An 11,256-nucleotide genomic window follows, 5' to 3' on the forward strand; every position below is an offset into this window, starting at 1 on the left:
ACGGATGAGCCAGGTCACGGCCCCCCGCGCCGACGCCTCACCGCCCCGCGCACCGCGCAGGCGCGGTCCCCGCAAACGGGGCGGCCGGCGCGGGAGCACGCCGACCGTCATCCAGATGGAGGCCGTCGAGTGCGGGGCCGCCGCCCTCGCCATGGTCCTCGGCCACTACGGCAGGTTCGTGCCGCTGGAGGAGCTGCGGGCCGCCTGCGCGGTGTCCCGGGACGGCGCGAAGGCGTCCAGCGTGATCGCCGCCGCCCGCAAGTACGGGCTGGAGGCCAAGGGCTTCCAGATGGAGCTGGACGACCTGCGCGACATCGTCAAACCGGCGATCATCTTCTGGGCGTTCCAGCACTTCATGGTCGTCGAGGGCATCCGCACCCGCTTCGGCAGGCCGGTGGTGGCGGTCAACGACCCCGCGAGCGGCCCGCGCCTGCTCGACTGGGACGAATTCGACTCGGGCTTCACCGGCATCGTGCTGACCTTCGAGCCCGGGCCCGGGTTCCGGCCCGGCGGCCGGCCCACCCGGGTGGCCGAGGCGCTGCTGTCGCGCCGCATGCCCTCCGGCCGGGCGCTGCCGCTGGTGCTGCTGGTCAGCCTGCTGCTGGTCGTGCCCGGGATCATCGCGCCGGCGTTCAGCCGGGTGTTCATCGACCACATCCTCACCGGCCGCGACCCCGGCTTCATCCTGCCGCTGCTGCTGGCGATGTCGATGACCGCCCTGGCGATGTTCGTGCTGACCTCGGTCCAGCGGCACTATCTGCTGCGGATGGAGATACGGATGGGGCTGGTCAGCTCCGCCCGTTTCTTCCGCCATCTACTGCGCCTGCCGGTGGAGTTCTTCCTGCAACGCAGGCCCGCCGAGGTCGCCAGGCGGGTGTCGGCCAACGACACGGTCGCCGAGATCCTGTCCAGGGACCTGGCGATCACCGTCGTCAACCTCGTGCTGGTGCTCTTCTACGCGGTCGTCCTGATCCGGTACGACCTGCTGCTCGGCCTCATCGGCGTGGGCATGGCGCTGCTCAACATCCTGGTGCTGCGGCAGGTGTCCAGAGCCAGGACCGACGCGGTGGCCGCGCTGCGGGCCGATCTCGGCAACCTCACGTCGGCCACCTTCAACACCCTGCAGCTCGTGGAGACCGTGAAGGCCACCGGCGCCGAGCCCAGCGCCTTCCAGCGGTGGGCGGGCTTCCTGGCCAAGGCCGTGACCGCCCGGCAGCGGCTGGGCGTGCCCAGCGCGGTCATCACGGTCGTGCCTCCGCTGCTCGCCGGGGTCAACAGCGGCCTCATCCTGCTCGTCGGCGGCCTGCGGGTGGTGGACGGCGCGGTCAGCGTCGGCCTGCTGGTGGCCTTCCAGAGCCTGCTCGGCGCGCTGTCGCGGCCGGTCACCCAGCTCACCAACCTCGGCGGGCGTCTGCAGGACATCTCGGCCGACATCACCCGGCTGTACGACGTGGAGCGTCACCCCCGCTCGCCGGTCTTCGACCGGCCGGACAGGCCCGCCGGCAGCCGGCTCGACGGGGCGATCACCTTCGAGGACGTGACGTTCGGGTACAACCCGCTGGCCAAGCCGGTGATCAAGGACGTGTCGTTCTCGGTGGTGCCCGGCCGGCGGGTGGCGATCGTCGGGAGCTCGGGGAGCGGGAAGTCGACCATCGGCCGGCTCGTGGCGGGGCTCTACCGGCCGGCGTCGGGCCGGGTGCTGCTCGACGGGCGCGACCGCGAGGAGATCTCCAGGACCGAGCTGGCGGCCTCGGTCGCGTACGTGGACCAGGACATCTCGCTGTTCGAGGGCACGGTGCGCGACAACCTCACGCTGTGGAGCGAGGACGTCTCCGACGAGGTCGTCACCGCCGCGCTGCACGACGCGGCCATCTTCGACGTCATCTCCGCCCGCCCCGGCGGGCTCAACAGCCGGGTGCGCGAGGGCGGGCGCAACTTCAGCGGCGGGCAGCGCCAGCGGCTGGAGCTGGCCAGGGCGCTGGCCGCGCAGCCGACCCTGCTCGTCCTCGACGAGGCGACCAGCGCGCTCGACCCGGAGACCGAGCGGGTGATCGCCGACAACCTGCGCCGCCGGGGATGCGCCTGCCTGATCATCGCTCACCGGCTGTCGACCGTACGGGACGCCGACGAGATCCTCGTGCTGTACCAGGGCGAGGTGGTGGAGCGCGGCACGCACGAGGACCTCGTGCGCCTCGGCGGGCACTACGCGTGGCTGATAGAGAACGCCCAGCCGGGCGGTGAGGGAGCGGACCAATGAGCGTCTCGACCGTGACGCCGTCCTCGGCGTTCTCGCCGTTCTTCACCGACGCGGCCACGCCCATCGACTACTCGGCCGACCGGCTGCTCGTGCTGGCCGACCTGCGCGAGGTGCTGCTGGTCGAGCGCGGCGCGGTCGACCTTTTCGCCGTACGCCTGGAGAACGGCAGGCCGGTCGGCAGGTGGAACTACCTGTGCCGGGTGCGGCAGGGCGCGCTGGTGCTCGGCTCGCCCCGGGGGCCCAGGCACAGCATCGTCGGGCGGCCGGTGCTCGGCACCCGCGTGTCGCGCCTGCCGCTGGCCCGGCTGGAGGGCCTGTCGGCCCGGCGCGTCGACGGCCCCTCCGAGTCGGGGAAGGCGGTCCGCGCCCTGCCCACCCGCGAGTACGGCCTGGCGGTGCGCGAGTTCGTGCGGGGCCTGGAGGCCGGGGTGGTGGCGCTCGCCGCGTCGATGCGCGACACGCTGCCCCCCCGAGACTTCGTCCCGCTGTCGCCGCACGAGCCCACCATCGTCCGCAGGGGCGAGGCCGTCCGGTCGGTCGACGGCGTCCGGTGGATCACCGTAGAGGACGGCGTCGTCGAGATGCCGGAGGGCGTCGCCGGTCAGCTGAGCGCGGGCGCCGAGGTCTGCGTCACCGAGCGGGACTGGCTGGCGGCGCTCGGTCCGGCCCGGTTGCGCGCCCGGTCGACCCTCGACCTGCTGGGCGCGGGCGAGCTGTGGCACCGGTGGGTCGAGCACACCACCCGCTTCCTCTACATGATCGACCGGCGGATCGAACGCCGGAACTCGACCGAGCTGAGGGCGCTGACGAGCCGGGCCGAGCGGGGCGGGGACGTGCTGCGCACCACCGCCCGCGGGTTCGACACGCTGGTGCGCGACACCGAGGCGCGGGTCCGCCTCGCCGACGTGGCAGGGGACCCGCCCGCACTGGCCGCCGCGCGCCTGGTGGCCTCGCACGCCGGCTTCTCGGTGACCGCGCCCCCGCCAGGAGGCGCGCACGGCGGCCGGATCGACCCGCTCCAGGCCATCGCGCTCGCCTCAGGCGTGCGCACCCGCCGGATCAGGCTGGACGACCACTGGTGGCGGCGGGACATCGGGCCGATGGTGGGCTACCGCTCCTCCGACGGGGCGCCGGTTGCGCTGCTGCCCATCGGGTCGCGCTACGTCGTGGCCGCGCCGGGGGAGGAGCGCGTCACCCCGGTCACCGCGGCGGTGGCCGGCACGCTGACCCGGCACGCCGACGTGCTGTACGAGCCGCTGCCGCCGACCGTCACCGGGGTGGGCGGGCTGTTGCGGTTCGGCCTGGCCAAGAACCGCAAGGACCTGTGGACCCTGCTCAGCCTCGGGACGCTGGTGGCCTGCATTGGCCTGCTGGTGCCCGCCATGACCGGCCTCGTGCTCGGCACATACGTGGCCAGGGCCGAGCGCGAGATGATCGTGCAGGGCGCGCTGCTGGTGATCGCGGGCTCGCTCGTGGCGGCCGCGCTGTCGGTGGTGCAGAACTTCGCCGCGCTGCGCATCGAGGGCAGGTCGTCGGCCCGCCTGCAGGCGGGCGCGTGGATGCGGCTGCTGTCGCTGCCGGCGACGTTCTTCACCAACTACTCCACGGCCGAGCTGGGCACCACGGTCCTCGGCGTCAGCGCGGTGCAGGAGACGCTGTCCGGCGTCATGACGACGGCGGCCCTCGGCCTGTTCGCCGGCCTGGCCAACCTCGTGCTCGTCTATCTCTACGACGTGCGGCTGGCGCTGATCGCGACGGCGCTCGTGCTGGCCGGGGTGCTCGTGTGCGCGGTCGCCGGCTACTTCGAGGTGCGGCTGCAACGCCGGATCTACACCCACCAGCAGCGGCTGTCGTCGCGGGTCTTCCAGCTTCTGACGGCGGTGCCGAAGCTGCGGGTGGCGGCGGCCGAGGACCGGGCCTTCGGGGTCTGGTCGTCGGAGTTCCTCAAGGCGCGCGGCATCGGCGTGTCCGCCCGCCGGGTGCAGAACCTCGTCACGACCTTCAACGCCGGCTTCCCGCTGGTCGCGTCGGTCATCGTCTTCGCCGTGGTGGCCGGGCCGATGCTCGGGGACGTGACCGTCCCCGCGTTCCTGGCGTTCTTCGCCGCGTTCAACCTGCTGCTGGCCTCGGTGCTGCAGTTCACCGGCGCGGCGATCACCGCGATGAGCGTGGTGCCCATGCTGGAGCGGCTGCGGCCGATCCTGGCGGCCGAGCCGGAGGATCACGCCGGCAAGGCCGACCCGGGCGAGCTTTCGGGCCGGATCGAGCTGTCGCGGGTGTCGTTCCGGTACGGCGAGGACGGGCCGCTCGTCCTGGACGGGGTGGACCTGTCGGTGGAGCCCGGCGAGTTCGTCGCGGTCGTCGGCCCGACCGGCAGCGGCAAGTCGACGATCCTGCGGCTGCTGCTGGGCTTCGAGTCGCCGACCTCGGGGACGGTCCTGCACGACGGCCAGGACCTGGGCGAGCTGGACATCGGTGCGGTGCGCCGCCAGTGCGGGGTGGTCCTGCAGAACAGCGCGCTGCTCGCCGGCGACATCAAGGCCAACATCATCGGCAGCACCGACCACACGGTCGACGACGCGTGGGACGCCGCCGGCATGGCGGGCATCGCCGACGACATCGCGAACATGCCGATGGGCATGCACACGGTGCTGTCGGAGGGCACCAACACGCTGTCGGGCGGGCAGCGGCAGCGCATCATGATCGCACGCGCCCTCGTCTCGCACCCCCGCATCGTGCTGTTCGACGAGGCGACCAGCGCGCTGGACAACCCCACCCAGAAGATCGTCACGGAGAGCACCCGCCAGCTCAACGCCACCCGGATCGTGATCGCGCACCGGCTCTCGACGATCAGGGACGCCGACAAGATCGTGGTGCTCGACCGCGGGCGCATCGTCCAGCAGGGCAAGTACCAGGAGCTGCTTGAGGATGCCGACGGGCTGTTCGCCCGGCTGGCGCGACGGCAGATCTGAGGCCCGGAACGTGCACACCGCCGGCGGACCGGAAACGGCCCGCCGGCGGTTCTCACGTGTTCAGTAGCGGGGCCTGCGGCTCAACACGATTCCGGCGATGAGGAACACCACGCCGAGCCCGCCGTACACGAAGGCGTGGGTGGTGGCGGGCGGCTTCACGCTGGCGTTGGCGACGGCCAGCCCGAGGCCCACGATGCCGCTGATGTAACAGAAGATCGCGACGAAGATTTTCCAGAAGGGGCTCATGACGTACTCCGTTCGGACTCGGCGGAACCGCCCGGTGCGGTCCCGGCGACGACGAGGCCGAGCAGCATGACCCAGGCGTCGGGGTCGGCGCGGAAACGCCGCCACCGGTCGGCCGCCAGGGCGAGCTCGGGCAGGGACAGGGCCCCGGAGGCGACCAGCGGCGCCAGCCGCTCCGGGCCCAGGTGGGGAGCGAACGCCTCGGTGGGGCGGTCGTCGTTGGTGGTGGCGAACGGGCGCAGGACCACGTCGCCGAAGCCCGCACGGCGAAGGAGCCGGGTGAGCTTGCGCCCGATCAGCCGGTCGCCGCCCGCCTGCCGCTGCGCGCCGGTCATGCGGTTGTGGACGCCGGCCATCTCGGGGTACATCGGGTCGGCCAAGCCCCACAGCATCGCGTCCACCTCGATCACGATCAGCCGTCCGCCCGGCCGCAGCACCCGCAGGGCCTCGGCCACCACCGTCGCCGGGTCGGCCACGTGCTGCAGTACGTACCGGAGCAGGACGGTGCCCACGGCCCCGTCCGCCAGCGGCAGCCGTACGGCGTCGCAACCGAGCAGCGGAACCCGCGCGCCGGACGCGTGCGCCAGCAGCGCCGTGTCGATGTCGGCAGCCAGTATGGGCAGGTCCGGCAGGGCGGCCCGCAGCCGCCGCGTGACCGCGCCGGAGCCCGCCCCGAGCTCCAGCAGCGGTGCGGGCAGGCCGACGTCGAGCAGGACACGCAGCTCCTCGTCGAAGGAGAGCTCGGCCTGGGCCTCCAGACGCGCCAGCTCGCCGCGCAGGCCCCCGGCGGTCGTCGTGGCCGGATCGTACGACCCGGCGCCCGTCACGGCGGTCACCGCGGCCTCGGGACCATGAGCATGCCGTGCCGGGGGCGCAGCGTGACCAGGGCCTCGGGCTCGACCGGGTGGCCGGGGACGAGCTCCGGGCGCACGGTGCGCAGCAGCACCGCCAGCACGAGGGTGGCCTCGACCATCGCGAAGTGGCGGCCGACGCACACCCGGGGGCCGCCCCCGAAGGGGAGGTACTGGTGGCCCGCGTGGGTGTGCTCGGTCGCGAACCGGTCCGGTGCGTACGTCTCCGGGTCGGGCCAGTACCGCGGATCCCGGTGGAGTACGTACGGGCTGACGCACACGAGCGTGCCGGGCGGTATGGGGTAGCCGCCGACGACGTCGGCCTCGACGGAGCGCCGGGAGATGAGCCACACGGGCGGGTACAGCCGCATGGCCTCCTTGATCGCCCGCTGGCAGGTCGTCAGCCGGGGCAGGTCGGCCGCGGTGGGGGTCCGGTCGCCGCCCAGCACCTCGTCCACCTCCGCGCGCACCGCCCGCGCGGCGTCGGGATGACGGTCGAGGAGGTAGAGCGTCCAGGTCAGCGCCTTGGCCGTGGTCTCGTGCCCGGCCATGACGATCGTCAGCACCTGGTCGCGCAGGTCGGTCGCGGTCATCGCGTGCCCCGAGGCCAGCATCGCGCCGAGCAGGTCGTGGCCCTCCTGCCCGGTGGCCCGGCGGGCGGCCACGATCGCCCGGGTGACGCCGTCGAGGAACGCCTTCGCCCGGCGGAACCCCTCCCGGCCCCCTCCCTCGGAGGTGGGGTCGAAGTGGCCGATGAAGCGGTTGACCTCGTCCACAGCCCGGCCGAAGCCGTCGCCGACGCCCGCGATGTCCGCGCCGAGCATGGCCCGCGCGATGACGGTGAGTGTGAGAGCGGTCAGGTCGTGGTCGACCCGGACCGCCGCGCCCTCCTCACCGGCCCGCCGCCACCGCTCGGTCAGGCCGGCCGCGGCGTCGGTCATGACCTGGTCGAACCGCTCGACCTCGGTCGGGCGGAAGGCCGGGGCGATCATCTTGCGCTGCCGGGCCCATTCCTCGCCGCCGCTGGTCAGCAACCCGTTGCCGAGCAGGGGACGCAGCATGTCGTCGTCGGGCGTGCGGTCCTTGGTGTAGTTGGCGCCGTTGTCCTTCAGCACGTGCCGGGCCAGGTCGGGCCGGTGCAGCATGTAGACGGGCGCTCCCTCGGCCTCGTGCCTCGTCACGTCGCCGTAGGCGGCCATCTCGGTGACGAAGCGCAGCGGGTCCTCCCGCATGCTGCGCAGGCTCTGGGCGCCGTCCGGACCCGGCGGCAGGGATACGTAACCGCTGTGCGTATCGGCCATGCCCACCCTCACTTTTTTAAATACGTATTCGCCGATGAATTGCGCATGCGATTCGGAGTGAATACGTACTCGGTGATATTTCCTGATCGGAGCATAGTCTGCGCCGTTCGCGTCCTCAATACTTATGCGAGTGGCCCGGAAATTAAGTCTGTGCGTTCCCGTCCGGCCGTGTAAGACTTCATTTCGAAAGCAGCGGGACACATTGCCCGCGAAAAAGCCGGGAGGCAGGCTATGTCTTTGGACCCGAGACAGCGCGCGGAATTCGTGAACGCGTACACCCGCGTTCTGATCACGGCGTGGTCGAGTGAGGAATACTCGGCCCGTCTGGACTCCGACCCCCGCTCGGCCCTGGCCGAGTCCGGTCTGGAGCTGCCGGCGGGAGCCGAGGTCGTACTCGTCCGCAACATCCCCGAAGGCCACCACGACAGCAACATCGAGGTACAGGTCGCGCTGTGGGAGCGGGGCCTCGAGACGGGCCGCTTCGAACTGCACATCCCCGAGACGCCGCAGGTCGACATGGCCGAGCTCAACGAGGGCGACCTCGACTCCATCGCGGCCGGCGTGTCCTCGGCCGAGTCGATCGACATCAACTGCTGCTGCTGCCCCTGCTGCTGCTGCACCTGACGATCACGACACACTCGGAGGGCAGATCATGTCCACGATCGCCGAGCAGGCGAACCCCGTACACGTGCGCTCCCTGCACAAGCGGTACGGTCCGGTGAACGCGGTCGAGGAGGTGGACCTCGACGTGCGGAGCGGCGAGGTGTTCGCCCTCCTCGGGCCGAACGGCGCCGGCAAGACCACCACGGTCGAGATCCTGGTGGGGGTTCGCCGGCGGACCTCCGGCGACGTGCGCGTCCTCGGCCGTGACCCGGCCGAGGACGCGCCCGAGTGGCGCGCGCGGATCGGCGTCGTCCCCCAGACGACGGGGGCGTACACCGACCTGACCGTGCGCGAGGTGGTCGAGCACTTCGCGGCGTTCTACCCCGCGCCGCTGCCGGTGGCCGAGGTGATCGACATGGTCGGCCTCGGCAAGCAGGCGCGCAAGCAGGCGCAGACGCTCTCCGGCGGGCAGGCCCGGCGGCTCGACGTCGCGGTCGGCGTTATCGGGGACCCCGACCTGATCTTCCTGGACGAGCCGACGACGGGACTCGACCCCGTCGCCCGCAGGGAGGCGTGGGACCTCGTCCGCTACTTCACAGACCGTGGCAAGACCACCGTGCTCACCACCCATTACCTGGACGAGGTCGAGGCGCTGGCGCAGCGGGCGGCCGTCATCGTCGGGGGACGGGTCGTCGAGTCCGGCCCGGTCGCGGAGCTGGGCGGCCGGCGCGCGACACCCGCCGCCGTGAGCTTCGCCAGGGCGGACGGGCTCGACAGGAGCCTGCCCGCGCTGCCGGGCGACGCCGTGGTGGAGGAGGCGGAGGGCCTGGTGGTCGTACGCACGCACCACCCCACCGAGGCCATGGCCGCGCTGCTGCCCTGGGCGGCCGCCTCCGGTGTGCGCGAACTGCCGGACCTGCGCATCCACCGGCCGTCGCTCGAGGAGATCTACCTGGACCTCATCCGGAGCAACCAGGAAGGCGGTGTCGTGTGATGAGCGCTCCCAACGCAGCCCTCACCCAGGAGAGGGGCGCGGTGGTGCTCGATCCCACCCGCTCGATCGTGTGGCGGTCGGCCGTCTCGCGATCGTCGGTCGAGCTCAAGTCGTTCTTCCGCAACCGGCAGTCGCTGGTCTTCACGCTGCTGCTGCCCATCGTGCTGCTGGTCGTGCTCGGCTCCATCTTCTCGGGGACCGTGCCCGGCACCCACACCGACTTCAAGCAGATGTTCATCGCGGGCATCATCGCCTGTGGCGTGATGAGCGTCAGCTTCAACGGGCTGGCCATCAGCGTCGCCATCGAGCGCGACACCGGGATGATCCGCCGGCTGGCCTCCAGCCCGATGCCGAAGTCCGCCTACTTCATCGGCAAGGTGGTCAGGGTGGCCGTGACCGGCACCCTGGAGACGCTCCTGCTGCTCGCGGTGGCCGTGCTGGCGTTCGGGCTGCCGCTGCCCTCGACCACCGCCCGCTGGGAGACGCTCGTGTGGGTGCTGCTGCTCGGCGCGGTGGCCTGCACGCTGCTGGCCGTGGCGTTCAGCTCGGTCATCCCCAACGCCCGGTCGGCCTCGGCCATCGTCACCCTGCCGTTCCTGGTGCTGCAGTTCATCTCGGGGGTGTTCTTCCCCTACAGCCAGTTGCCGGCGTGGATGCAGACGGTCGCGGCCCTGTTCCCGCTCAAGTGGATGACCCAGGGACTGCGCTCGGTGTTCCTGCCCAACGATTTCGCCCACGTCGAGCCCGCGGGCGTGTGGGAGCTCGACCGCGTGGCGCTCGTGCTGGCCGCGTGGTGCCTCGCCGGGCTCGCGCTGAGCTTCCTGACCTTCCGCTGGCGCGGACCCAACGTCCGCTGACCGTCAGGAGAGCCGGATCCGGAACTCGCTCAGCCGGCGCGGCACGAGCACGGGCGCCCAGGCGGGCGGGGCGCCGTCCGGGCGGATCGCGGGGAAGCGCTCGGCCAGGCCGCGCAGCAGCAGCGCGCCGGCCTGCCGGACGAGGGGCGCGCCCAGGCAGAAATGGGTGCCGGCGCCGAAGGCGAGGTGGGGATTGGGAGACCGGGTCAGCACCAGGTCGCCGGGGCGGTCGAAGACGGCCGGGTCCCGGTTGGCCGCCGCGACCACGGCGAGCACCCGCGCCCCGGCGGGAATGACCGCGTCCCCGAAGGACACCTCCGCGGTCGTCACCCTCGCCGTGAAGGGGATGGGCGCCTCCAGCCGCAGCAGCTCGTCGACCGCCGTACGGGCGAGGTCGTCGCCGCCCTCGCGAAGGGCGGCCAGGGCCTCGGGGCGAGGCAGCAGCCAGAACAGCGCGTTGCCCACCATCTCGGCCAGCGGGCGCCAGCCGCCGACGACGGCCAGCGAGAGGATGCCCAGCATCTCGGGCCGGGTCAGCCGCTCGTCCGCGGCCAGCCGCCCGATCGACCCGCCGGGCCCGCGCGCCACGTGCGTGTCGAGGAAGCGGGTCAGCTCGCCCATCGCCACGCGGCCCTCCCGTGCGGCCTGCGGCCCGGCCAGCGGGTCGAGGTTGACCGAGGCCCGCCGCGCCAGGTCCGCGAAGGCCGCCTCGTCCTCGCGCGGCACGAGCAGCGTCCGGGCCAGCACGCCGGTCGCGAACGGCTCGCCGAGGTCCCGGGTGACCTCGGCCGCGTCCGCCAGCCCGTCGAGCAGGCCGTCCACGACGGTGGCGATGCCGGCGGCGAGCTCGCGCACCGCGGCGGGGCCGAGCAGGGCCATGCCGGGGCCGCGCAGCCGATTGTGCTCGGGCGGGTCGGTGGTCAGCATCGAGGCGGGCAGGTCGTCGTCGCGCACCCGCTCGCGCTGTCCAAGGGCGGCCGAGAACCGGGGGTCCCTGAGCGCGCTCGCGCAGTGCTCGTGCGCCGTGAGCAGCCACATCCGGGACGTGACGTCGAAGTGGACCGGATCGTTGGCCCGCAGCCAGTCGTACGCCGGATACGGGTCGGATCTGCCCGCCGGCGAGAACGGGTGGGCCAGACCGGCCGGAAGCCGGCGGAGAGCGGTCATCGGCGATCCCT

9 protein-coding genes are annotated in these 11,256 nt (G+C 72.5%); 5 read left to right on the forward strand and 4 right to left on the reverse strand.

Translation table 11 applies throughout. From position 1 onward, the window contains the following. Nucleotides 1-4: 4 nt before the first annotated feature. Nucleotides 5-2,257: an NHLP family bacteriocin export ABC transporter peptidase/permease/ATPase subunit gene (locus tag QSK36_RS20345; RefSeq protein ID WP_285783516.1), complete on the forward strand. Its 2,253-nt coding sequence runs from the start codon at nucleotides 5-7 to the stop codon at nucleotides 2,255-2,257. After that, nucleotides 2,254-5,229, forward strand: a complete 2,976-nt coding sequence (locus QSK36_RS20350) for an NHLP bacteriocin export ABC transporter permease/ATPase subunit (protein ID WP_285783517.1) — start codon at nucleotides 2,254-2,256, stop codon at nucleotides 5,227-5,229. The genes QSK36_RS20345 and QSK36_RS20350 overlap by 4 nt, the downstream gene beginning before the upstream one ends. Before the next feature lie 60 nt (nucleotides 5,230-5,289). Here QSK36_RS20350 and QSK36_RS20355 read toward each other — a convergent pair whose 3' ends face one another. From QSK36_RS20355 to QSK36_RS20365, 3 genes are read right to left on the reverse strand one after another with little or no spacing between them, the layout of a single operon-like run. Further along, nucleotides 5,290-5,475 (reverse strand): hypothetical protein, encoded by a 186-nt coding sequence (locus tag QSK36_RS20355; RefSeq protein ID WP_079320568.1) that lies wholly within the window; start codon nucleotides 5,473-5,475, stop codon nucleotides 5,290-5,292. Continuing rightward, entirely contained in the window at nucleotides 5,472-6,308 is an 837-nt protein-coding gene (locus QSK36_RS20360) for a class I SAM-dependent methyltransferase (protein WP_285783518.1), read from the reverse strand. Before QSK36_RS20360 ends, QSK36_RS20355 begins: the two co-directional genes overlap by 4 nt. After that, complete coding sequence (locus QSK36_RS20365; protein ID WP_285783519.1) at nucleotides 6,305-7,624, reverse strand: cytochrome P450; 1,320 nt, start codon at nucleotides 7,622-7,624, stop codon at nucleotides 6,305-6,307. The genes QSK36_RS20360 and QSK36_RS20365 overlap by 4 nt, the downstream gene beginning before the upstream one ends. 237 nt (nucleotides 7,625-7,861) lie before the next feature. Here QSK36_RS20365 and QSK36_RS20370 point away from each other — a divergent pair, with 237 nt between their 5' ends. Genes QSK36_RS20370 through QSK36_RS20380 form a run of 3 tightly spaced genes read left to right on the forward strand, consistent with a single transcriptional unit; the run spans nucleotide 7,862 to nucleotide 10,078 of the window. After that, nucleotides 7,862-8,248 (forward strand): hypothetical protein, encoded by a 387-nt coding sequence (locus QSK36_RS20370; RefSeq protein WP_079320571.1) that lies wholly within the window; start codon nucleotides 7,862-7,864, stop codon nucleotides 8,246-8,248. Nucleotides 8,249-8,276: 28 nt separating this feature from the next. Continuing rightward, a complete protein-coding gene (locus tag QSK36_RS20375) occupies nucleotides 8,277-9,221 on the forward strand; it encodes an ABC transporter ATP-binding protein (RefSeq protein ID WP_285783520.1) in 945 nt (314 codons plus the stop codon). Continuing rightward, nucleotides 9,221-10,078 (forward strand): ABC transporter permease, encoded by an 858-nt coding sequence (locus QSK36_RS20380; protein WP_183540714.1) that lies wholly within the window; start codon nucleotides 9,221-9,223, stop codon nucleotides 10,076-10,078. The genes QSK36_RS20375 and QSK36_RS20380 overlap by 1 nt, the downstream gene beginning before the upstream one ends. 3 nt (nucleotides 10,079-10,081) lie before the next feature. On the opposite strand, the gene QSK36_RS20385 is transcribed toward QSK36_RS20380, so the two are convergent. Continuing rightward, the gene (locus tag QSK36_RS20385) at nucleotides 10,082-11,245 is read right to left on the reverse strand and encodes a cytochrome P450 (RefSeq protein WP_183540712.1); all 1,164 of its coding nucleotides are present in this window, start codon (nucleotides 11,243-11,245) and stop codon (nucleotides 10,082-10,084) included. Between the last annotated feature and the right edge of the window lie 11 nt (nucleotides 11,246-11,256).

Origin of the sequence: Microbispora sp. NBRC 16548 (assembly GCF_030268985.1) — a bacterium.
GTDB lineage: Bacteria > Actinomycetota > Actinomycetes > Streptosporangiales > Streptosporangiaceae > Microbispora > Microbispora catharanthi.